This window comes from Hydrogenophaga sp. LT287 (assembly GCF_055702805.1).
The window spans coordinates 11,955-33,515 of record NZ_JBVPZC010000007.1 but is presented as its reverse complement, the minus strand read 5'-3'; the positions used below and the strand labels follow the sequence as shown (position 1 = coordinate 33,515).

At 66.8% G+C, this 21,561-nt stretch carries 19 protein-coding genes; 11 read left to right on the top strand and 8 right to left on the bottom strand.

The genetic code is table 11. The features are described 5' to 3' along the window. The 4 genes from AC0GNR_RS07840 to AC0GNR_RS07825 all read left to right on the top strand — a co-directional run bounded on the left by AC0GNR_RS07840 (nucleotide 1) and on the right by AC0GNR_RS07825 (nucleotide 3,241). Nucleotides 1-540 (top strand): iron transporter, encoded by a 540-nt coding sequence (locus AC0GNR_RS07840; protein WP_236962719.1) that lies wholly within the window; start codon nucleotides 1-3, stop codon nucleotides 538-540. 149 nt (nucleotides 541-689) lie between these two features. Next, the gene (locus AC0GNR_RS07835; RefSeq protein ID WP_472900516.1) at nucleotides 690-1,007 is read left to right on the top strand and encodes a cupredoxin domain-containing protein; all 318 of its coding nucleotides are present in this window, start codon (nucleotides 690-692) and stop codon (nucleotides 1,005-1,007) included. A gap of 18 nt (nucleotides 1,008-1,025) precedes the next feature. After that, the gene (locus AC0GNR_RS07830) at nucleotides 1,026-1,865 is read left to right on the top strand and encodes an FTR1 family iron permease (RefSeq protein ID WP_472900407.1); all 840 of its coding nucleotides are present in this window, start codon (nucleotides 1,026-1,028) and stop codon (nucleotides 1,863-1,865) included. Continuing rightward, nucleotides 1,862-3,241 (top strand): 4Fe-4S binding protein, encoded by a 1,380-nt coding sequence (locus AC0GNR_RS07825; RefSeq protein WP_472900406.1) that lies wholly within the window; start codon nucleotides 1,862-1,864, stop codon nucleotides 3,239-3,241. Before AC0GNR_RS07830 ends, AC0GNR_RS07825 begins: the two co-directional genes overlap by 4 nt. Before the next feature lie 29 nt (nucleotides 3,242-3,270). Here AC0GNR_RS07825 and ubiD read toward each other — a convergent pair whose 3' ends face one another. From ubiD to ytfE, 8 genes are all read right to left on the bottom strand, one after another. Beyond that, nucleotides 3,271-4,755 carry a 4-hydroxy-3-polyprenylbenzoate decarboxylase gene (gene ubiD / locus AC0GNR_RS07820; protein WP_472900405.1) on the bottom strand — a complete coding sequence of 495 codons (1,485 nt, stop codon included), beginning with the start codon at nucleotides 4,753-4,755 and terminating at the stop codon, nucleotides 3,271-3,273. Beyond that, nucleotides 4,752-5,351, bottom strand: a complete 600-nt coding sequence (locus tag AC0GNR_RS07815; protein ID WP_472900404.1) for a UbiX family flavin prenyltransferase — start codon at nucleotides 5,349-5,351, stop codon at nucleotides 4,752-4,754. The genes ubiD and AC0GNR_RS07815 overlap by 4 nt, the downstream gene beginning before the upstream one ends. Further along, on the bottom strand, nucleotides 5,332-5,739 hold the full coding sequence (locus tag AC0GNR_RS07810; protein ID WP_472900403.1) for a putative zinc-binding protein: 408 nt from the start codon (nucleotides 5,737-5,739) through the stop codon (nucleotides 5,332-5,334). Before AC0GNR_RS07810 ends, AC0GNR_RS07815 begins: the two co-directional genes overlap by 20 nt. After that, a complete protein-coding gene (gene ubiT / locus AC0GNR_RS07805; RefSeq protein WP_472900402.1) occupies nucleotides 5,726-6,241 on the bottom strand; it encodes a ubiquinone anaerobic biosynthesis accessory factor UbiT in 516 nt (171 codons plus the stop codon). Before ubiT ends, AC0GNR_RS07810 begins: the two co-directional genes overlap by 14 nt. 14 nt (nucleotides 6,242-6,255) lie before the next feature. Then, entirely contained in the window at nucleotides 6,256-6,873 is a 618-nt protein-coding gene (trhA, locus tag AC0GNR_RS07800; RefSeq protein WP_472900401.1) for a PAQR family membrane homeostasis protein TrhA, read from the bottom strand. A gap of 4 nt (nucleotides 6,874-6,877) precedes the next feature. Next, nucleotides 6,878-7,792: a ubiquinone anaerobic biosynthesis protein UbiV gene (gene ubiV, locus AC0GNR_RS07795; RefSeq protein WP_472900400.1), complete on the bottom strand. Its 915-nt coding sequence runs from the start codon at nucleotides 7,790-7,792 to the stop codon at nucleotides 6,878-6,880. 196 nt (nucleotides 7,793-7,988) lie between these two features. Then, nucleotides 7,989-9,023, bottom strand: a complete 1,035-nt coding sequence (ubiU, locus tag AC0GNR_RS07790; protein WP_472900399.1) for a ubiquinone anaerobic biosynthesis protein UbiU — start codon at nucleotides 9,021-9,023, stop codon at nucleotides 7,989-7,991. A gap of 137 nt (nucleotides 9,024-9,160) precedes the next feature. Continuing rightward, nucleotides 9,161-9,865 carry an iron-sulfur cluster repair protein YtfE gene (gene ytfE / locus AC0GNR_RS07785; protein WP_472900398.1) on the bottom strand — a complete coding sequence of 235 codons (705 nt, stop codon included), beginning with the start codon at nucleotides 9,863-9,865 and terminating at the stop codon, nucleotides 9,161-9,163. Nucleotides 9,866-9,976: 111 nt separating this feature from the next. On the opposite strand from ytfE, the gene AC0GNR_RS07780 reads away from it, so the two are divergent. From AC0GNR_RS07780 to AC0GNR_RS07750, 7 genes are all read left to right on the top strand, one after another. Next, nucleotides 9,977-10,459: an RrF2 family transcriptional regulator gene (locus AC0GNR_RS07780; RefSeq protein ID WP_472900397.1), complete on the top strand. Its 483-nt coding sequence runs from the start codon at nucleotides 9,977-9,979 to the stop codon at nucleotides 10,457-10,459. Between the two features lie 65 nt (nucleotides 10,460-10,524). Further along, a complete protein-coding gene (locus AC0GNR_RS07775) occupies nucleotides 10,525-12,474 on the top strand; it encodes a type IV pili methyl-accepting chemotaxis transducer N-terminal domain-containing protein (RefSeq protein WP_472900396.1) in 1,950 nt (649 codons plus the stop codon). Next, nucleotides 12,471-13,196 (top strand): response regulator, encoded by a 726-nt coding sequence (locus AC0GNR_RS07770; protein ID WP_472900395.1) that lies wholly within the window; start codon nucleotides 12,471-12,473, stop codon nucleotides 13,194-13,196. Before AC0GNR_RS07775 ends, AC0GNR_RS07770 begins: the two co-directional genes overlap by 4 nt. A gap of 372 nt (nucleotides 13,197-13,568) precedes the next feature. Then, a complete protein-coding gene (locus tag AC0GNR_RS07765) occupies nucleotides 13,569-14,033 on the top strand; it encodes a universal stress protein (RefSeq protein WP_472900394.1) in 465 nt (154 codons plus the stop codon). Nucleotides 14,034-14,059: 26 nt separating this feature from the next. Continuing rightward, a complete protein-coding gene (locus AC0GNR_RS07760) occupies nucleotides 14,060-15,703 on the top strand; it encodes an MFS transporter (RefSeq protein ID WP_472900393.1) in 1,644 nt (547 codons plus the stop codon). Nucleotides 15,704-16,009: 306 nt separating this feature from the next. Next, on the top strand, nucleotides 16,010-17,683 hold the full coding sequence (locus AC0GNR_RS07755; protein WP_472900392.1) for an MFS transporter: 1,674 nt from the start codon (nucleotides 16,010-16,012) through the stop codon (nucleotides 17,681-17,683). Between the two features lie 46 nt (nucleotides 17,684-17,729). Further along, a complete protein-coding gene (locus AC0GNR_RS07750; protein WP_472900391.1) occupies nucleotides 17,730-21,557 on the top strand; it encodes a nitrate reductase subunit alpha in 3,828 nt (1,275 codons plus the stop codon). The last annotated feature ends 4 nt before the right edge of the window (nucleotides 21,558-21,561 follow it).

The window sequence follows — 21,561 nt, the reverse complement described above, 5'->3', positions numbered from 1 at the left end:
ATGAACCACCCGTTGCTCGCGATCGCCCTGGCGGGCGCTGTCCTGTTCTCCCTGCCGTCCCATGCCAAGGAATTCCCGATCGGCACGCCGCACAAGGTGGCCGGCATGGAGATCGCCGCGGTCTACCTGGCACCGGTCAAGATGGAGCCCGAGGGCATGATGCGCAAGGCCGAGGCCTCGGACATCCACCTGGAAGCCGACATCCACGCGCTCAAGGACCACCCGAACGGCTTCGAGGAAGGGGCCTGGATGCCCCACCTCAGCATTCATTTCGAGCTGGTCAAGCTGGGCACGACCGAGAAGGTCAGCGGCCACTTCATGCCCATGGTGGCCTCCGACGGCCCGCACTACGGCGACAACGTCAAGCTGATGGGTCCCGGCAAATACAAGCTGACCCTGCGCATCAGCCCGCCCGGCGGCCACGCGGCGCATTTTGGCCGCCACACCGACAAGGAAACCGGCGTCGGCCCGTGGTTCAAGCCCTTCGACGTGAGCTACGAGTTCACTTTTGCGGGCACGGGCAAGAAAGGCGGGTACTGATGCACCCCCCGCGCCGCTTCGCGTCACCCCCCTCAAGGGGGGCGATGCCAGTGGCCCGGCGAAGCCGGTTCCACGGCATCCTGGGGGGAGGCACGCGCTCCGGGAATGTTGCGAACGCCAGGAACACCGGGAATGGCCGTGGTGCCTCGCTGCTGGCGGCGTTGCTGATGGGGTCGGCCCTGGGTCTGGCGCAGGCGGGCGACATGCCGACCTACCGGCTCACGGCGCGGGAGGGGCGGTTCGAGCCGGCGGAGCTGGCGGTGCCGCAGGGGGCGAAGTTCCGGCTGGAGATCACGAATGCCGGGCGCGATCCGGTGGAGTTCGAGAGCCTGGAGCTGCGCAAGGAAAAGGTGCTGGCGCCGGGCGTGACCTCGTCGCTGGTGTTCCGTCCGCTGGACGCGGGCCGCTACCGCTTCTTCGACGACTTTCACCAGACCACGGGGCAGGGCGCCATCGTGGCGCGCTGACACCCACAGGAGCACGCCATGGGCGAGGTCATCTTCATCACCTGGCGCGAAAGCGTGGAAGCGCTGCTGGTGGTCGGCATCCTGCACGCCTGGCTCAGCGAGCGCCCCGACCGGGCCTGGGGCCTGCGCTGGCTCTGGGCGGGCGTGGCGCTGGGCCTGGCCGCCGCGCTCGGGCTGGCGCTGCTCATGCTGGGTGCGGCCAGCGTGCTGGACGGCGAGTCCGGTGAATGGTTCCAGGCCGCGATGGTGCTGAGCGCGGCGGCGCTGATCCTGCAGATGGTGTGGTGGATGCGCCGCCATGGGCGCGCCCTGCGCCAGGACCTCGAACAGCAGGCCGCGGGCCAGCTCGCGCGTGCCAGCGGCTGGGGCATCGCGCTGCTGGCGGCGCTGGCCATCGCGCGCGAGGGCAGCGAAACCGTGATCTTTCTCTACGGCGTGGCGGGCCGGCACACCGGCGCCGGCCAGCTGGGTTTCGCCGCCTCGGCGCTGCTGGGCCTGGGGCTGGCGCTGGCGAGCTTCTGGCTGCTGCGGTCGGGCCGGCGCTGGCTGTCGTGGCGCCGCTTCTTCCAGATCAGCGAGGCCCTGCTGCTGTTGCTCGCCGCGTCCCTGTGGGTCAACGCGGTGGACCGGCTGATCTCGCTGGACGTGTTGCCCACGCTGGTGGACCCGCTCTGGAACAGCGCGGACCTCCTGGACGACAGCGGCGCCGTGGGCGGCCTGCTCGCGGCGCTGACCGGCTACCGGGCGCAGCCCGCGCTGACCACGGTGCTGGCCTACGCCGGGTTCTGGCTCGGTGTGGTGGCGCTGTTGCGCGCCGGCCAGCCGGCGCGGGTCCGTCCGGTCGCGGTGGCTCCATGAGCGCCGCACCGGGCCGCCCCGTGGGCGCGCTGGCGGCGCTGGGCCACACCATGCGCCGCCACGGGCGCCTGATCCGCGGCATCCAGTGGGCGATCGTGGTGTTCTACGGCGTGCTGGTGGTGTTGCCGGCGTTCCTGCCGCTGCCCGACGACGAAGCGCGCATCCTGAACCACCTCGGCCTGTTCGCGCAGTTCCTGTTCTGGGGCGTCTGGTGGCCCTTCGTGCTGCTGAGCATGGTGCTGTTGGGGCGCGTGTGGTGCGGGGTGTTCTGCCCGGAGGGCGCGCTCAGCGAGGCCGTCAGCCACCACGGGCGCGGGCGCGGCATCCCGCGCTGGATGCGCTGGGGCGGCTGGCCCTGCACGGCCTTCGTCATCACCACGGTCTATGGCCAGCTGGTCAGCGTCTACCAGTACCCCCAGGCGGCGCTGCTCGTGCTGGGCGGCTCCACGGTCGCGGCGGTGGTGGTGGGCCTGCTGTACGGGCGCGGCAAGCGGGTGTGGTGCCGCCACCTGTGCCCGGTCGGCGGGGTGTTCGGCCTGCTGGCGCGGCTGGCGCCGTTGCACTTCCGGGTGGACCGCGCGCGCTGGGAGGCGCGCACCGGCGGCATCGTCGCCCTGCCCAACTGCGCCCCCCTGATCGACATCCGCCGCATGGAGGGCGCGTCGGCCTGCCACATGTGCGGGCGCTGCAGCGGCCAGCGCGACGCCGTGGCGCTGGCCCTGCGACCGCCGGGGGTGGAGATCTCGGTGAACGGGCAACGGGCCGCCGGGGGCTGGGACACGGTGCTGCTGCTGTTCGGCCTGATCGGCGTGGCGATGGGGGCCTTCCACTGGGCGGCCAGCCCCTGGTACGTCACGCTGAGCGTGGCGGCCGCCGACTGGCTGATCGAACACGGCGGCGTGTGGATGCTCGCCGACAACGCGCCGTGGTGGCTGCTGACGCACTACCCCCAGAACCACGACAGCTTCTCGTGGCTCGACGGCGCCCTGATCGCCAGCTACATCCTGGCCACGGGCGTGCTCCTGGGCGCGGCGCTGTACGCGCTGTGCGTCGCCGGCGCGCGGCTGCTGGGGCGCCCCGGTGCCCGGCACCACCTGGCCCTGGCCTACGTGCCGCTGGGCGGCTGCGGGGTGTTTCTGGGGCTGTCGATGACCACCCTGTCGATGCTGCGGCACGAGGGCGTGGCGCTGCCCTGGGTGGGCACGGCGCGCGCCCTGCTGCTGGCGGGCGCCGCCGCCTGGAGCCTGTGGCTGGCGTGGCGCTGCACGGCCCGGTACGGCGCGTCGATCCCCCGCCGCCTGGCGGCCCTGGTGCCGATGACCGCAGGGGCGCTGCTGATCGCCGGCGGCTGGGGCCTGCTGTTCTTCTGGTGGTGACGCCCGCCGCCGGGGCGGCCCGCGCGGGCCTACAGCCCCAGCTGTTCGCCCAGCCGGTCCATGCGCTCGCGCACGGCCGGGTCCATGGCCATCACGCGGCCCCATTCGCGCTGCGTCTCACCGGGCCACTTGTTGGTCGCGTCCAGCCCCATCTTGCTGCCCAGGCCGCTCACGGGTGAGGCGAAGTCGAGGTAGTCGATGGGCGTGTGTTCGATGGTGAAGCTGTCGCGCGCCGGGTCCATGCGCGTGCTCATGGCCCAGATGACGTCGCCCCAGTTGCGCACGTCGATGTCCTCGTCCACGACCACGACGAACTTGGTGTACATGAACTGGCGCAGGTGGCTCCACACGCCCATCATCACGCGCCGCGCGTGGCCGGCGTAGGCCTTGCGGATCTGCACCACCGCCATGCGGTAGCTGCAGGCCTCGGACGGCAGGTGGAAGTCGGTGATCTCGGGGAACTGGCGCTGCAGCAGCGGGACGAACAGCTCGTTCATCGCCAGCGCCAGCACGGCCGGTTCGTCGGGCGGTTTGCCGGTGTAGGTGGAGTGGTAGATCGCGTCGCGCCGCAGCGTGATCCGCTCGACCGTGAACACCGGGAACTCGGCACGTTCGTTGTAGTAGCCGGTGTGGTCGCCGTAGGGGCCTTCGAGCGCGTGCTGGAAGCCGCTGGCGTGCGATGCATCCGGAAGGATGTGGCCTTCGAGCACGATCTCGGCCGAGGCCGGCACGCGCAGCGGCACGCCCAGGGCGCGCACGAGGCCGGTGCGCGCGCCGCGCAACAGGCCGGCGAACTGGTATTCGGAGAGGCTGTCGGGCACTGGCGTGACCGCCCCCAGGATGGTGGCCGGGTCGGCGCCCAGCGCCACCGCCACCGGGTAGGGCTGGCCGGGGTGCAGCCGGCCGTGGTCGCGGAAGTCGAGCGCGCCGCCGCGGTGCGCGAGCCAGCGCATGATGAGCTGGTTGCGCGAGAGCACCTGCTGGCGGTAGATGCCCAGGTTCTGGCGCGGCTTGTGCGGCCCCTGCGTGATCACCAGGCCCCAGGTGATGAGCGGGGCCACGTCGCCGGGCCAGCAGTGCTGGATCGGCAGGCGCGCCAGGTCCACGTCGGCGCCTTCCCACACCACGTCCTGGCAGGGCGCCGACGCGTGCTCCTGCGGCGTCATGTGCCAGAGCTTCTTGAGCAGGCCGGCCATGCCCACCATGTCTTTCAGGCCACCCGGTGCCTGGGGTTCCTTGAGCGCGGCCAGCACCTCGCCGAACTGCCGCAGATCGGCCAGGCTGTCCACGCCCATGGCGCGCGCCACGCGACCGGTGGTGCCGAACAGGTTGCCCAGCACCGGCATGCGGTGGCCGGTGGGCCGCTCGAACAGCAGGGCCGGGCCGCCCGCGCGCAGCACGCGGTCGCACAGCGCGGTCATCTCCAGGTGCGGCGAGACCGGTTCGCCGATGCGCCGCAGCTCGCCGGTCTGCTCCAGCTGGGCCATGAAGTCGCGCAGGTCCCTGTAAGTCACGCGGGCACCTTGTCCATGCCCTGCCAGCGTTCGCTCAGCGCGTGCGGCACGTCCAGCAAATCCAGCACGCGCGCCACGCTGGCGTCCACGATGTCGTCGAGGCTCTGGGGGCGCAGGTAGAAGGCGGGCATGGGCGGACAGACGATGGCGCCCATCTCGGTCACCGCGGTCATGTTGCGCAGGTGGCCCAGGTGCAGCGGGGTCTCGCGCGTCATCAGCACCAGTCGGCGGCGCTCCTTGAGCATCACGTCGGCCGCGCGCGTGACCAGGTTGTCCGACAGGCCGTGCGCGATGGCCGCGAGCGTGCGCATGGAGCAGGGCGCGACCACCATGCCGCTGCAGCGGAACGAGCCGCTGGCCGGGCCGGCGCCGAGGTGGGCCGCGTCGTGCAGCGTGTGCACCAGCGGGCGCAGCGTGTGCGGGCCGGCGTGCAGTTCGTGCCGCAGAGTCTGCCAGCCGGCGTCGGAGACGACCAGATGGACCTCGGTGTGCTGCACCTGTTGCAGGGTCTGCAGCAGGCGCAGGCCGTAGACGGCGCCGCTGGCGCCGGTGATCGCCACCAGCAGGCGGCGCGGCTCAGGCGGAGTCGGGTTCATGCGCGGTGGGCGCAGGCGCCGTCAAGGTTTGCAGGCCGCAGCGCACGCGAAACAGCACCGCCTCGGCCTGATCGGGATCAAAGTCTTCGTGCAGACGCTTGCGCACGCCATAGAGGTGCAGCTGGTGGTGCTGCGTGGGTGTGATGCCGTGGCGCTGCAGGCAGTGGCGTGCGCATTCCAGCGGGCAGCCGTCGAGCACCACGATGGGTCGCCCCGACTGCGCGGTCTTGAGCAGGTGCGGCACGTCGCCCCCCACGCCCGCGATGCAGGACATCTCGGCCGCGCCCGTGCGGTCCAGTCGCACCGCCACGTGGTTGGCCAGTTGCGCGGCGCTGGAGCAGCCCGAGCAGGCGTAGACGATGGGCAGCCTGGGTTCAGCGCGGGCCATGGCGGGGTCCCGGTGCCCACGATGGGCGCAACTGCCGCAGGCGGGACAGCACCGCAGCCGGTGCCCATTGCGCGGCATCGAACACCGGCAGCTCCAGCGCATCGAGCGCGTTCTTCACCACCAGGCCCAGCTCGGTGTCGCCCTCCATCGACAGGCGGCGGTTGAAGAACAGCGTGTCGGGGTCGTCCAGGCGCTGGGCCAGGCGCAGGAAGTCGTGGGCATTGGCGCTGAGCGTCAGGTCGGGCGCCGGTTGTGGCACGCAGGCGCGGAACTGGCCGTCCTGCCAGCAAAAGTCGAAGCGCAGGCCAGCGTCGCGCACCTGGATGCGGATGCGCCGACCCTGCAGGCGTTCGACGACGTCGGTCGGCAACTGGCGCGCCAGCACCAGGTTCAGCCCGGTGACCAGCAGCAGCGAGCCAGGGTAAGGTGGCAGGCGCGAGAGCACGGCGGCTACCGGCGGGGGGACGGTGTGGCGCGGGATGGGGGTAGCGGTGTGGTTCATGGGGGTTGTGGCGTTCAGGCCACGTACAGCAACAGGGTGAAGAAGTGGCAGGTGCTGCCGGCCAGCACGAACAGGTGCCAGATGCCGTGGCCGTGGCGCAGCTTGTGGCCGGCGGCGTAGAAGCCGATGCCCAGGGTGTAGAGGGCGCCGCCGGTGGCCAGCCAGGCAAAACCGGCCGGGCCCAGGGCGTGCCACAGCGGCACCACCGCCACCAGCACCAGCCAGCCCATGAGCAGGTAGATCACCAGCGACACCACCCGCGCGCCGCGCGCCAGCCAGATCTCTTGCGCGATGCCCAGCACGGCCAGCCCCCAGACCACGCCCAGCAGCGACCAGCCCCAGGGGCCTTGCAGCGAGACCAGCGCAAAGGGTGTGTAGCTGCCCGCGATCAGCAGGTAGATGCTGCTGTGGTCCAGCTTCTGAAACACGGCCTTGGCGCGACCGCCCAGCGCGTGGTACAGCGTGGACGCCACATACAGCGCCACCAGCGTGGCGCCGTAGACGCTGAATCCCACGATGCGCCAGGGGTCGCCCTTGAGCGCCGCACTGGTGATGAGCACCACCGCAGCGGCCACGGCCAGCACCGCCCCTACCAGGTGGCTGATGCTGTTGAAGCGTTCGCCGACAACCATGGCTTCAGGCGGTGGCGAGCGCCGCGGGTTCGATGCGCTCCTGTCCGGGCTGGCCGTGCCAGTAGCCATTGCAGTCGCGGTCGCGGTCGGGCAACAGGGGCAGCAGGGCGGTGCGGGCCGATCGCCCATCGAGCGCAGCGCGGCGCACCGCGTCGTACAGCCCGATCACGTCAGCGGTGTGCTGCGACTGCGGGCTGATGCGCGCCACATCCACGCCGAGCGCCGTCAGGTCGCCCCAGGCGTCGATCAGGCTGTGCACGCGGGCCGACTGGGTCTGGATGCCGTTGAGCACCAGGAACGCTGCTTGCTCACGGGTCTTGAGCATCAGGCCGTCGGGGTGGTCAAGGCAGCTGAAGCGGCAGTCGTCCTTGGGCAGGTCGCGGTGTCGCGCGGTGAAGCAGCGGGCCGAAAACGCGAGCGGCAGGCGGCCATGCACGAACACCTCGGTCTGCAGGCCCGCCGGACGAGCCTGCTGCAACAGGGTCAGGTCTTTGCGCGGCATCTCCAGCGGTGCGACCCAGCGCAAAGCGCCCATGGAAGCCACCCATTCCAGGGTGGGCCCGTTGTAGATGTTGAGGTGGGGCCCCGCGACGAACGGTCGTTGCCCGGACAGCGCGCCCACCGCGCCCATGTCATTGGCCTCGACCAGGAAGCCGGTGTTCGCCACCACCTTTTGCATGGCGCTGACGTCGGAGCCCGACTCCAGCAGCACCTGGGTGGACAGCACGGCGGTCTTGCCCGCCGCGCGCATCAACTCGGCCACGTCCAGCCAGTCAGACAGGCGCAGCTCGTGGCGGCGCGAGCAGGTGACCTCGCCGAGGTAGACGATGTCCACCGCGGTCGCTGCCATGGCCTCGTAGAAGTCGAACACGGTCTGGCGGGGCCAGTAGTACTGCAAAGGTCCGAGAGAGAGTTTCATGGAGGTGTCTTGTTTGTCGCTGTTGCGCGTGTCTTGTGGCGCGTTTGCCCTTCACCCCAGAGGGGCGAGGGAGCCAAGACCCAGTCGCCGGGGCGCGTGCCCCATCCAGGGCACCCGTGGAACCGGCTTCGCCGGGCTACAGGGGTGCGTCCCCCTTGGGGGAAGCCGCGCAGCGGCGCAGGGGGGCATCCCAAGCTCACTTCCATTTGCGGTGGTAGGCGCCCAGCGTGTGCTGCTGGCCTTCGGCCACCTGGTCCAGCGAGACCATCCATGCGCTTCTGGGCGTGTAGTGCTGGGGCTGGGCCAGGCAGTCGTCGATCGCTTCGCGCCACACCTTCGTCACCTGCGCCACATAGGCCGGGCTGCGCTGGCGTCCTTCGATCTTGATGGCACGCACGCCCATCTGCAGCAGCTGCGGCAGCAGCGACAAGGTGTTGAGGCTGGTGGGTTCTTCGATGGCGTAGTCGCTGTGCTCGTCTTCCACGTCGAAGCGGCCCTTGCACAGCGTCGGGTAGCTGGCGCTCTCGCCGGCGGCGTAGCGGTCGATCAGCACCCCGTTGAGCCGCGACTCCAGGCCCTGCGGGGTTTCCTGCCAGCGCACCGCCTTGGCGGGCGAACACACGCCGTGCGTGTTGGGCGATTCGCCGGTGACGTAGGACGACAGCGCGCAACGACCTTCCACCATGACGCACAGGCTGCCGAAGCCGAACACCTCGATCTCCACCGGCGTCTTCCCCACCACCTGGCGCACCTGATCGAGCGAGAGCACGCGTGGCAGCACCGCACGCGAAATACCGAACTGCCGGTGGTAGAGGTTGATCGCCTCGGGGTTGGTGGCCGAGCCCTGCACCGACAGGTGCAGCCGCAGCTTGGGGTGGCGCTGCGTGGCGTATTGCATGAGGCCGGGGTCGGCCAGGATCACCGCGTCCACGCCCAGATGCACAGCCTTGTCCATCGCCTCGCGCCAGCGTTCCGGGTGTGCCGCCTGGGGGTAGGTGTTGAGCGCCATGAACACCTGGCTGCCGCGCGCGTGGGCGTAGGTCACGCCGCTGGCGATGGCCGCGTCGTCGAAGTTCAGGCCGGCGAAGTTGCGCGCGTTGGTCGCGTCGCGCAGGCCGAGGTAGACGCAGTTCGCGCCGTTGTCCACCGCGGCCTTGAGCGCGGGCAGGCTGCCGGCGGGGCAGACGAGGTCCATGGCGGCGGATCCGGGTGTCTTGGTGTCAAGGGCCATGGCTTGTCGAGTGGATCCGTTTTCGATCGTGCCGCCATCCGCTGATGGAGCGGGCGTAAAGTTACCAGCGGCACCGCCTTGAAACCTTGACCCACGTCAAGGTGCTCATGGCTTGATCTGGCGCAAGCGGCTTGTTCTCAGGGGCAGCAGGCGGTCGCCTGGGGTTCAAACTGCGGAAACAGCAGGTTGTTTTCCAGGTGGATGTGGTTGATCAGGTCGTCCGACAGCTGGGCGATGCCGGCGTAGAGTGCGCGCCAGGTGTTGCAGGCTCCTGCAGGGGGTGTGGCGTCGCGGCTCAGGGCCATCAGGCGTTCCAGCTGTTCGCCGTGGCTGGTGTGCTCGTCGCGCATCACGGCAATGGGGTGCCGCACCATGGGCGTGCCGCCGGCCTTGAGCATGGGAAACAGCACGGTTTCTTCCTTTTCCATGTGCTCCAGCAACTCGGCCTCCATGGCCTCCAGGTGCGCGGCCAGGCCCACCGGCACGTCGGGACTGTCGCGGTGCACAGCTTCCACCCGGCGCGCCATGCGGATCAGTTCGGGCAGTTGCTCGCGGTGCACCGCGTGGTAACGCGCCAGGATGTGGTCGATCATCGCGCCGGGCGCCTGCGGCGCCGCTTGTGCCGCCGGGCGGTCGAGCTGCGCGAGTTCGGCCAGCACCGCGTCCAGTGGCAGGCCCTTGGCTTCGCAGGCCGCTTGCAGCGCCACCTGGCCACCGCAGCAGAAGTCGAGCTTCAGGCGGCGAAACACGGCGGTGGAGCCGGGCAGGTTGACGGCGATCTGCCCGATGGCTTGCTGGGCGCGGTCGTCGGTGGGGTGGTCCAGGGTGGCGGCGTGGCTCATGGTCTGTGTTCCTTAAAGGTTCATTTGGTGTGAATATATTAGCGCATAAAATCCATCAAACATGCATGTTAAGAAACGGCAAAAGACCATCGGTCATTGGGAGGATGCGGCGTGCGTTTGACGAACTGGACCGACTACAGCCTGCGGGTGCTCATGTACTGTGCCGCCTGCGCGCAGCGCGAGCAGCCCGCCACCATCAGCGAAATTGCCGAGGCCCACGGCATCTCGCGCAGCCACCTCACCAAGATCGTGATGACGCTCTCGGGCATGGGCCTGCTGGAAACCACGCGCGGGCGCGGCGGTGGCCTTCGTTTGCTCAAACCCGCCAAGGACATTGTGCTGGGCGACGTGGTGCGCCAGACCGAAACCGACTTCACGCAGGTGGAATGCTTCGACGCCGAGCACAACAGCTGCCGTCTCGACGGCTATTGCCGGCTCAAAGGGGCGCTGCAGCAGGCCATGGCGAGCTACCTGCAGGTGCTGGACGGTGTGACGCTGGCCGACCTGGTGGCGCCCATGGCGCAGCCCCAGGGCGCGCGGCTGGGCCAGCCCATGCGCGTGGTGCCCGGGTTGCCGCGTCTGGCGTTGCTGTGACGGTGGTTCGGGCCGGTGCCGTGAGCCCGGCACGTGTATCCGGACGCCAGGAAAGCCGCTAACCTATGAACATGCCATCTAGCGCCTCCCTGTCCACCAAACTGGTTCGCCTCGGCGCCGGTTTTCTCATCGTGGCGCTGACCTCCATCGGGCTCACGCTGTGGGTCACCTGGCAGCTCGAAGGCGGCGCGGCCGCGGTCAACGAGGCTGGGCGCATGCGCATGCAAACCTGGCGCATCACCAGCGCGGTGCAGGCCCAGGCGCCACCGGCCGACGTGGTGGCCCTGGTGACCCAGTTCGATGAAAGCCTGGCCTTGCTGCGCAGCGGCGACCCGAGCCGCCCGCTGTTTGTGCCCTGGGAAGCGGGCGTCAGGCGCGAGTTCGCGTCGGTGCAGTCGCTCTGGCAGGTGCAGCGCAGCCTGTGGCTGCAAGGTGACGTCACCACCGAATCGGCCCAGCAGGGCGTGGGCGTGTTTGTGGACGCGATCGACCGCTTTGTGCATGCCATCGAAGACGAGCTTTCGGGCCTGACCGCCATCCTCAACCTGTTTCAGTTCCTCATGATGGCGCTGGCCATCGGGGGTGCCGTGCTCATGCTCTACACCGGCTACCGGTTTGTCATCAACCCGCTGGCCAACATGCGACAGGGTCTGCGCCAGCTGGAAGCGGGTGAGTTTTCGGTGCGGGTAGCGGTGAACACGCACGACGAATTTGGCCAGGTCGCGGCCGGCTTCAACCGCATGGCCGCCACGCTGCAGTCGCTGTACGAAGGGCTGGAGAGCAAGGTGGAGCTGAAGACGCGCCGCATTGAAGCGCAGCGCGCCCGGCTGGAGGCCTTGTACGAAGTGAGTGCATTTTTGGCCAGCGCCAACACCATCGAGGAGCTTTCGCGCGGGTTTTCGCAGCGCGTGCGCCAGGTGATGAAGGCCGATGCGGTGGCGGTGCGCTGGTCGGACGAAGCCAACCAGCGCTACCTGATGCTGGCGTCCGACTGCTTCCCGCAAGAGATGATGGAAGAAGAGCGCAGCCTGCTGGCCGGGGCCTGCGCTTGCGGCAACTTGCAGCCCGACGCGCGCACCCGCGTGATCCCCATCCACAGCCACGACGCAGCGCCCATGCGGCACTGTGCCAAGGTGGGCTACCAGAACGTGGTGAGCGTGCCGGTGCGCCTGCAGCAGCGGCTGATCGGCGAAATCGATCTGTTCTTTCGTGGCGAGATCGCGCTCAATGCCGACGAAACCGAACTGCTGGACGCGCTGGCCAGCCACCTCGCCAGCGCCCTCGAGGGCCTGCGCGCTGCGGCCCTGGAGCGCGAGGCGGCGGTGGCTGAAGAGCGTGCCCTGATCGCCCGCGAGTTGCACGACTCGATCGCCCAGTCGCTGGCGTTTCTCAAAATCCAGGTGCAGTTGCTGCGCACGGCGGTCCAGAAAGAGCAGCCGGTGCAGGTGCAGACCACGCTGGACGAGCTGGACGTGGGCCTGCGCGAAAGCATCCACGACGTGCGCGAGTTGCTGGTGCACTTTCGCACCCGCACCAATACCGACGACATCGAAGCCGCGCTGCAGGAAACCCTGCAGAAGTTCCAGCACCAGACCGGCCTGCCCACCCGCCTGCAGATGGACGGGCAAGGCCTGCCACTGCCGCCCGACGTGCAGGTGCAGGTGCTGCATGTGATTCAGGAAGCCCTGTCCAATGTGCGCAAGCACGCGGACGCCAGCCACGTCAGTCTGGAAGTCGTCAAGGGCGCACGGTGGCGCCTGACCGTGCGCGACAACGGAACCGGTTTTGACGCCGCACACGTCCATGGCCCGACCCACGTGGGCATGAAAATCATGCGCGAACGCGCCGAGCGCATCGGTGCCCAGGTGGAGGTGGCTTCTGCCCCCGCCGGCGGCACCGCCGTGACCCTGACCCTGCCGCCGTACCCCGTGGCCGCCAACGGCACGAGCACGGTGGGCCTGAGCCTGCCGGCCGACCCCTTTGCTGTTGCCGAAAACCGAATGCCTACCCCATGACACAGCCACACCCTCCCCGCATCCAGTTGCTGCTGGTGGACGACCACACCCTGTTTCGCCGCGGCTTGCGCGCCCTGCTGTCGCAAGACGAGCGCTTCGAGGTTGTGGCCGAAGCCGCTGACGCAGGCGAAGCCCTGCGCAGCGTGGAACGCCACCGGCCCGACGTGACCCTGCTCGATAACCACCTGCCCGGTGTGCGTGGGGTCGACGCGGTCCGTGGGCTCAAAGAGGCCGCGCCCAACATGCGCATCCTGATGCTCACCGTGAGCGAAAACGAGGACGACCTGGCCGCTGCCTTGCAGGCCGGCGCCGACGGCTACCTGCTCAAAACGGTGGAGTCCGACCAGCTCGGTGACGCCATCGTCAAGGTGCTCGACGGGGAGTCGGTGATCAGCCCGGAGATGATGACCAAGCTGTTCAAGGCGTTTCGCAACCAGCTGCCCCGCCAGTCTGGCGCGCAGGACGGTGATGTGCCCACCGCGCCGGCGCCCCTGCAAGCGCCCACCGCCAGCAAGACCGACGGCCTGGCCCAGCTGTCGGCCCGCGAGCGCGAGATCCTCGCCCTGATTGCGCGCGGTGACAGCAACAAGCTGATCGCCCGCGAGCTCGACATCGCCGAGACCACGGTCAAGATCCATGTGCAGCACATCCTGCGCAAGCTCCACCTCACCTCGCGGGTGCAGGCGGCGGTGTACGCCGTGCACCAGGGTCTGCGCGGCTAATCGCCTGTCGAAGGGCTTCGACAGGCTCAGCCCGAACGGCCTTCAGACTCCACCGGGCCGGGTCTACAGGGCCGCGCTCGCCCGCTAGGTTCCCGCGCGGGCCATCCACCGGTTGCGTCACATCCATCTGAGCGACTGAGTAGTTCTTTAGGAGCATGGCCATGCGCGGACCATCGTCCGTGTGGAACGCGTCCGCGTGCCAAAGAAGGATGTTCAGGCGGGCGCTGCCGCCGCACAGTTGAGCGGTCACCCTGGTCCGAATAGGGCTATTGCTCGCCGGGTTCCGTGTCACCCGCCGACAGACCGCCGCCGCGTGGCGGCGTGCCGGGTCACGACATGGCTGATCCGTCCGTATCCACTGGAGAAAAAAACATGGAAGTCATGCTGGCTTACGACCATTCGCGCAATGCGCGCATCGCGCTCGACGCCGTCAAGCGGCTCTTTGCCCACGAGTTGCCCACCGTTACGCTCATTTCCGTCATCGAGGAACCCGGCAGCACCACCAGCGCGGGCGACGAGATGTTCGACGCGCAGTTCAAGGAACAAAAAGCCGGTGCCGAGGCCGCCGCCGCCGAGCTGTCGGCCGCAGGCTTCCCTGCCAAGGTGCTGTTTGCCGAGGGCGATGCCCGAAAAATGATCTTGCGCGCCACCGAAGAGCGCCGCCCCGACGTGCTGGTGATGGCCCGCCACTCCTACAAGCCCGACGGCAACTTCATCACGCGCCGGCTGGACGCGCTGGTGGAAGAGTTCGACCACATGACCTTTGGCTCGGTCAGCGCCTTCCTGGCGCGCCGCGTCATGTGCCCGCTGCTGATCGTCCCCACCCACGGCGACTGAGCGCGCTGAGCTAACGAGGTTTCATCATGCAAGTCAGTGACATCTTCCGGTTCAAGAACCGGGAAATCAAGGCGCTCCACCTGACGTGGATCGCGTTCTTCATCTGCTTCTACGTCTGGTTCAACATGGCGCCGCTGGCGTCGTCCATTCTCAAGTCGGCCAACTGGCTGACCAAAGACGACCTGCGCCTGTTTGCCATCGCCAACGTGGCGCTCACCATACCGGCCCGCATTCTGGTGGGCATGGCGCTGGACCGCTTTGGCCCGCGCCGCGTCTTCTCGGTGCTGATGGTCACCATGGCGGTGCCCACCCTGTTCTTTGCTTTCGGTACCACCAAAGAACAGCTGTTCGTCTCGCGCCTGGTGCTGAGCTCGGTGGGTGCCAGCTTTGTGGTCGGTATCCACATGACGGCGCTGTGGTTCAAGCCACGCGACATCGGCTTTGCCGAAGGCTTCTACGCCGGCTGGGGCAACTTCGGTTCGGCCGCTGCCGCCATGACACTGCCCACCATTGCGCTCACCATGTTTGGTGGCGACGATGGCTGGCGCTACGCGGTAGCACTGTCCGGCGTGATCATGGGCCTCTATGGTGTTTTCTACTGGTTCGCCATCACCGACGGCCCCACCAAAGACACGCACAAGAAGCCCCGCAAGACCGCCGCGCTGGAGGTGTCGAGCTACCGCGACCTGGTCTTGCTGCTGCTGTTCACGGTGCCAATGGTCGGCATTCTGGGCTTGCTGGTGTGGCGGGTGCAAAACACCGGGTTCATCGACGACTTCACCGCCTGGATCTGTTACGTGTCGATTGCCTTTGTCATCGTGTACCAGCTGGTGCAGGTGCTGCGGGTCAACCTACCCATTCTGAAAAAGGGCGTGCCCAAGGATGACCGCTACCCGTTCAAATCGGTGGCCGCGCTCAACACCACCTATTTCGCCAACTTTGGCGCCGAACTGGCGGTGGTCTCCATGCTGCCCATGTTCTTTGAAGAAACCTGGGGCCTGTCGGCGGCCATGGCCGGCCTGATCGCCGCGTCCTTTGCCTTCGTGAACCTGTTTGCGCGCCCCATGGGTGGCCTGGTGTCCGACCGCTTCGGCAACCGCCGTTTCGTGATGCTGTCCTACATGCTGGGCATTGCCGTGGGCTTCGCGCTCATGGGCATGATGAACAGCAACTGGCCGCTCATCATTGCGGTGGCCATCACCATCGGCTGCTCGTTCTTTGTGCAAGGTGCCGAAGGCGCCACGTTCGGCATCATCCCGTCCATCAAGCGCCGTCTCACCGGCCAGATTTCGGGTATGGCCGGTGCTTACGGCAACGTGGGCGCGGTGTTCTACCTGTTCCTGTTCATGTACGTCACGCCCTCGCAGTTCTTCTTTGTGATCGCGGGCGGCGCCTTGCTGAGCTGGGTGGCTTGCCTGGTCTGGCTCAAAGAACCTGAGGGTGGTTTTGGCGACGAATACATCATCTCGTCGGTGGACCACGCGATTGCCCAAGAGGTGCAGCAAAAGCGCGATACCGAGGCCGAGATTGCCCGGTTGTTCGCTGGCAGTGGCCGCGTGGAGCTGCAGGAAAAAGGCGAGGGCCTCATGCTCACCGCCCGTTTCAAGAGCCTGGAAGACCTGCGCGTGATCCTGGCCCGCGCGCAGCAGCAAGGCATGGCGCCCAAGTAAGCCCGGGCGCGTTGTCACCAACCACCAACGCCGTGAACACCACGGCCTTTTTTCATGGTCGGCGGGCCATTGCGCAGCATGCTGGCCGTGTAGTTCTTTTGGACGATGGCCAGGCGCCAGCCCATCGGTCTTTCAGACCGGTGCTGGCGCCCCTTTGAAGGATGTTCGCCGCAGCCGGGCTGCCGCACAGTCATGGTCACACCTCGCCGAGCGTTTCGCACGCTGGCAGCAGCCCTGAAAACCCAACGCTGCGCCACCCCGGCCACACGCCTGGCGAACCGATTTTTCCCCACAGGAGTCCCTGTCATGAGCAACAAAAACACGCGCACCGCCACCGCTGGTGAAGGCGCGAACCTGCAGACGTACTCGGGAGCCGACATCGTCGACTGGCGACCCGAAGACACCACCTTCTGGGCCGCCAAAGGCAAGTCCATCGCCACCCGCAACCTCTGGATCTCCATCCCCAACCTGCTGGTCGGTTTCGCCGTCTGGTTGATGTGGGGCATCATCACCGTGCAGATGCTCAACCTGGGCTTTCCGTTTGCACCGGCCGATCTGTTCACCCTGACCGCCATCGCCGGCCTGATGGGCGCCACCTTCCGCATCCCGGCTTCGTTCTTCATCCGCCTCTCGGGTGGGCGCAACACCATCTTCCTCACCAGCGCGCTGCTGATCATTCCGGCGGTGATCACCGGTTTTGCGCTGCAAGACAAGTCCACCCCGCTGTGGGTGTTCCAGCTTTGCGCCTTCCTCTCGGGCATTGGCGGTGGCAACTTCGCCTGCTCCATGTCCAACATCACCGGCTTCTACCCCAAGAGCCAGCAGGGCATGGCGCTGGGCATGAACGCCGGTCTGGGCAACTTTGGCGTCACCACCATGCAGGTGCTGATTCCCCTGGCCATGACGGCTGCCGTGTTCGGCACCTTCGCGGGTGAGTCGATGACGCTGATCAAAGACTCGGGCTGGATCCTGGGCAAGATCACCGCCGGCACCGAAACCTGGATCCAGAACGCCGGCTTCATCTGGGCCGCCATTCTGGTGCCTTGCGTCATTGCCGCCTGGTTTGGCATGAACAACCTGATGCCCCTGTCGCCCAACTACGGCGGCACGCTGGCGGCGTTTGCCAAGATCATTTACCTGTGGGTGCTCACCAGCATCATCGGCGTGATCGGCCTGTACCTCTACCTGCCTGCACCCACCGGCCTGGGCTTGCTCAACATGTGGGTGGCGCTGCCGCTGATCGTGGTGGTCACCTTGGTGGTGATGAAGCTCGCCGCCTTCGGTGAAATGAAGGCCAACATCGGCAAGCAATACGCGATCTTCGGCAACAAGCACACCTGGTCCATGACCGCGCTGTACGTGGTGACCTTCGGCTCTTTCATCGGTTTCTCGATGGCGCTGCCGCTGTCCATCACCGTGATCTTCGGTTTCCAGCACGTGGTGGATCCGGTCACCGGCCTGATGACCCACACGCTGAAAAACCCCAATGCGCCGTCGGCCCTGACCTACGCCTGGATCGGTCCCTTTGTGGGCGCCCTGATCCGTCCGGTGGGTGGCTGGATTTCCGACAAGCTCGGTGGTTCCATCGTCACGCAGGTGATCTCGGCTGTGATGGTGTTCGCCTCGGCCGCTGTGGGCTACGTGATGCTGCTGGCCTACAAGTCGGCAACGCCCGAAGAATATTTCTTCCTCTTCATGGTGCTGTTCATCGTGCTGTTTGCCGCCAGCGGCATCGGGAACGGTTCTACCTTCCGCACCATCGGCGTCATCTTTGACCGCCAGCAAGCCGGCCCCGTGCTGGGCTGGACCTCGGCCATCGGCGCCTACGGTTCCTTCATCGCCCCGGTGGTGATCGGTCAGCAGATCAAGGCCGGTTCGCCCGAATACGCCATGTACGGTTTTGCCATCTTCTACGCCGTGTGCCTGGTGCTGAACTGGTGGTTCTACCTGCGCGCCGGGTCCGAAATCCGCAATCCATGAACGCGCGCATTCACGAAGCCAAGTCCTCTTTTTCCGGAGACCCACGATGAGTCACTTTCTCGACCGCCTCACCCATTTCACCCTGCCCAAGGAAGCCTTTTCGGGCAACCACGGCCTGACCACCAACGAAGACCGCACCTGGGAAGACAGCTACCGCAACCGCTGGGCACACGACAAGATCGTGCGCAGCACGCACGGTGTGAACTGCACGGGCTCTTGCTCGTGGAAGATTTACGTCAAGGGCGGCATCGTCACCTGGGAAACCCAGCAGACCGACTACCCCCGTACCCGCTGGGACATGCCCAACCACGAGCCGCGCGGCTGCGCGCGTGGGGCGTCTTACAGCTGGTATTTGTACAGCGCCAACCGCGTGAAGTACCCCATGGTGCGCGGCCGCCTGCTGGAGCGCTGGCGCGCAGCCCTTACCGTGAGCAAGAGCCCGGTGGACGCCTGGGCGCTCATTCAGCAAGACCCTGAAGCGCGCCGCGATTACCAGCAGGTGCGTGGCATGGGCGGCTTTGTGCGCAGCACCTGGGACGAGGTGAACCAGCTGATTGCCGCCGCCAACGTCTACACCATCAAACAGCACGGTGCCGACCGCATCATCGGCTTCTCGCCCATCCCCGCCATGTCCATGGTGAGCTACGCCGCGGGCTCGCGCTACCTGTCGCTCATCGGCGGCGTGTGCATGAGCTTTTACGACTGGTACTGCGACTTGCCACCCGCCAGCCCGCAGGTGTGGGGTGAGCAGACCGACGTGCCCGAGTCGGCCGACTGGTACAACAGCTCGTTCATCATTGCCTGGGGTTCCAACGTGCCCCAGACCCGCACGCCCGACGCCCACTTCTTCACCGAGGTGCGCTACAAAGGCTGCAAGACCGTGGCCGTCACGCCTGACTACTCGGAAGTGGCCAAGCTGTCCGACATCTGGCTGCACCCCAAGCAGGGCACCGACGCTGCGCTGGCCATGGCCATGGGCCACGTGGCGCTGAAAGAGTTTTATTTCCCAGACGGCGGCAAGCAGCGCAGCAGCTACTTCGACGACTACGCCCGCCGCTACACCGACCTGCCGCTGCTGGTGATGCTGAAAGAGCACACCCTGCCCGACGGCTCGGTGACCATGGTGCCCGACCGCTACCTGCGCGCCAGCGACTTCAACGGCAAGATGGGCCAGAAGAGCAACCCCGAGTGGAAAACCGTGGCGTTTGACACCGCAGGCAAAGCGGTGCTGCCCAACGGCTCGATTGGCTTCCGCTGGGGCGAGCCCGGCCGCGAAGACGAAGGCAAGTGGAACCTCGAAGCCAAAGAAGCACGCACCAACAGCGACGTGAAGCTCAAGCTCTCGGTCATCGAAGATGGCGAGCAAGAGACCCAGGTGGTGGATGTGGGCTTCCCCTACTTCGGTGGCCGCGACACCCCCAACTTCACCGCCAACGCACAGAACGGCGAGATCAACCACGCCAAGGTGCCAGCGGTGCGCCTGCGCCTGGGCAAGGCCGGCGAAGAGCGCTACGCCATGGTCGCCACCGTGTTCGATTTGCAGGTCGCGCAGTACGGCATTGACCGCGGTCTGGGATCAGGCGCCAAGAACTTTGACGACAACGCCGCCTACACCCCGGCCTGGCAAGAGAGCATCACCGGTGTGCCGCGCGACCAGGTCATCACCGTGGCGCGCCAGTTTGCCGACAACGCCGACAAGACACATGGCAAGTCCATGGTGATCATCGGCGCGGCCATGAACCACTGGTACCACGCCGACATGAACTACCGCGGCGTCATCAACCTGCTGATGATGTGCGGCTGCATTGGCCAGAGCGGCGGCGGCTGGGCGCACTATGTGGGCCAGGAAAAGCTGCGCCCGCAAACCGGCTGGGTACCGCTGGCATTTGCCACCGACTGGGTGCGCCCACCGCGCCAGATGAACAGCACCAGCTTCTTCTACGCCCACACCGACCAGTGGCGCTACGAGAAGCTCGGCATGGAAGAGATCGTGTCGCCCACGCTGAGCGAAGCCGACAAAACCGCCTTCAGCGGCAGCATGATCGACTTCAACGTGCGCGCCGAACGCATGGGCTGGCTGCCCAGCGCACCGCAGCTCAAGACCAACCCGATGCAGGTGGTGAAGGACGCGCAGGCTTCTGGTATGGATGCCAAGGACTACGTGGTCAAGGCGCTCAAAGACGGCACGCTGGAGATGAGCTGCGAAGACCCGGACGCACCGCAGAACTGGCCGCGCAACATGTTTGTGTGGCGCTCCAACCTGCTGGGCTCCAGCGGCAAAGGCCATGAGTATTTCTGCAAGCACTTGCTGGGCACCGAAAACGGCGTGCAGGGCAAAGACCTGGGCAAAGACGACGCCAAGCCAGCTGAAGTGAAGTGGCACAAGGACGCGCCGCAGGGCAAGCTGGACCTGCTGGTCACGCTCGACTTCCGCATGAGCACCACCTGCCTGTACAGCGACATCGTGCTGCCCACGGCCAGCTGGTACGAGAAGAACGACCTGAACACCAGCGACATGCACCCCTTCATCCACCCGCTGAGCGCAGCCGTGGACCCGGTGTGGCAATCGCGTTCAGACTGGGAGATTTACAAGGGTTTCGCCAAGACCTTCAGCGAGGTCTGCGTGGGCCATCTGGGCGTTGAAAAAGAGGTGGTGCTCACGCCCATCATGCACGACACCCCCGGTGAAATGGCACAGGCCTTTGAGGTCAAGGAATGGAAAAAAGGCCACTGTGAACTGATCCCCGGCAAGACCGCGCCGCAGATTGCCGTGGTGGAGCGCGATTACCCCAACACCTTCAAGCGCTTCACGGCTCTGGGCCCTCTGCTCGACAAAATGGGCAACGGCGGCAAAGGCATTGGCTGGAAGACCGGTGTTGAAGTGGAACAGCTGGGCCAGCTCAACGGCAAGACGCTGGAAGAGGGCGTGTCGCAAGGCATGCCGCGCATCGTGACCGACATCGACGCCTGCGAAGTGATCTTGCAGCTGGCGCCGGAGACCAACGGCCACGTGGCGGTGAAGGCCTGGGAAGCGCTGGGCAAGCAGACCGGGCGCGACCACACCCACCTGGCCATCTACCGCGAAGACGAAAAAATCCGCTACCGCGACATCCAGGCGCAGCCGCGCAAGATCATCAGCTCGCCGACCTGGAGCGGTATCGAGAGCGAGACGGTGAGCTACAACGCCGGCTACACCAACGTGCACGAATACATCCCATGGCGCACCCTCACCGGCCGCCAGCAGTTCTACCAGGACCACCCCTGGATGATCGCTTTCGGTGAAGGCTTCGGCAGCTACCGCCCACCGGTGGACCTGAAGACCACCAACAGCATTCACAACATCAAGCCCAACGGCAACAAAGAGATTCAGCTGAACTTCATCACGCCGCACCAGAAGTGGGGGATTCACTCCACCTACAGCGACAACCTGATGATGCTCACGCTGAACCGCGGCGGCACCGTGGTCTGGCTCAGCGAGGACGACGCCAAGAGCGCCGGCATCGAAGACAACGACTGGGTCGAGCTGTTCAACATCAACGGCGCCGTGGCGGCCCGTGCGGTGGTGAGCCAGCGCGTGAACAACGGCATGGTGATGATGTACCACTCGCAGGAAAAGATCATCAACACGCCCGGCAGCGAGATCACCGGCGTGCGCGGCGGCATCCACAACTCGGTGACCCGCATCGTGCTGAAACCGACCCACATGATCGGCGGCTATGCGCAGCTGAGCTACGGCTTCAACTACTACGGAACCATCGGCACCAACCGCGACGAGTTTGTGGTGGTGCGCAAGATGAGCAAGGTGGACTGGCTCGACACACCTGCAGATGACCACTTGGTCAGGGCCTATCAGTCACAGGGCGAGAACCCCTGAACCA

Excerpts from the sequence above, each read along its gene's own strand:
- ubiU (WP_472900399.1), bottom strand. The coding sequence starts at position 9,023 with ATGGCCCTTGACACCAAGACACCCGGATCCGCCGCCATGGACCTCGTC.
- AC0GNR_RS07750 (WP_472900391.1), top strand. The coding sequence starts at position 17,730 with ATGAGTCACTTTCTCGACCGCCTCACCCATTTCACCCTGCCCAAGGAA.
- AC0GNR_RS07840 (WP_236962719.1), top strand. The coding sequence starts at position 1 with ATGAACCACCCGTTGCTCGCGATCGCCCTGGCGGGCGCTGTCCTGTTC.
- AC0GNR_RS07815 (WP_472900404.1), bottom strand. The coding sequence starts at position 5,351 with ATGAACCCGACTCCGCCTGAGCCGCGCCGCCTGCTGGTGGCGATCACC.
- AC0GNR_RS07765 (WP_472900394.1), top strand. The coding sequence starts at position 13,569 with ATGGAAGTCATGCTGGCTTACGACCATTCGCGCAATGCGCGCATCGCG.
- ubiT (WP_472900402.1), bottom strand. The coding sequence starts at position 6,241 with ATGAACCACACCGCTACCCCCATCCCGCGCCACACCGTCCCCCCGCCG.
- AC0GNR_RS07760 (WP_472900393.1), top strand. The coding sequence starts at position 14,060 with ATGCAAGTCAGTGACATCTTCCGGTTCAAGAACCGGGAAATCAAGGCG.
- ytfE (WP_472900398.1), bottom strand. The coding sequence starts at position 9,865 with ATGAGCCACGCCGCCACCCTGGACCACCCCACCGACGACCGCGCCCAG.
- AC0GNR_RS07810 (WP_472900403.1), bottom strand. The coding sequence starts at position 5,739 with ATGGCCCGCGCTGAACCCAGGCTGCCCATCGTCTACGCCTGCTCGGGC.
- AC0GNR_RS07770 (WP_472900395.1), top strand. The coding sequence starts at position 12,471 with ATGACACAGCCACACCCTCCCCGCATCCAGTTGCTGCTGGTGGACGAC.
- trhA (WP_472900401.1), bottom strand. The coding sequence starts at position 6,873 with ATGGTTGTCGGCGAACGCTTCAACAGCATCAGCCACCTGGTAGGGGCG.
- AC0GNR_RS07830 (WP_472900407.1), top strand. The coding sequence starts at position 1,026 with ATGGGCGAGGTCATCTTCATCACCTGGCGCGAAAGCGTGGAAGCGCTG.
- AC0GNR_RS07755 (WP_472900392.1), top strand. The coding sequence starts at position 16,010 with ATGAGCAACAAAAACACGCGCACCGCCACCGCTGGTGAAGGCGCGAAC.
- ubiV (WP_472900400.1), bottom strand. The coding sequence starts at position 7,792 with ATGAAACTCTCTCTCGGACCTTTGCAGTACTACTGGCCCCGCCAGACC.
- AC0GNR_RS07775 (WP_472900396.1), top strand. The coding sequence starts at position 10,525 with ATGAACATGCCATCTAGCGCCTCCCTGTCCACCAAACTGGTTCGCCTC.
- AC0GNR_RS07825 (WP_472900406.1), top strand. The coding sequence starts at position 1,862 with ATGAGCGCCGCACCGGGCCGCCCCGTGGGCGCGCTGGCGGCGCTGGGC.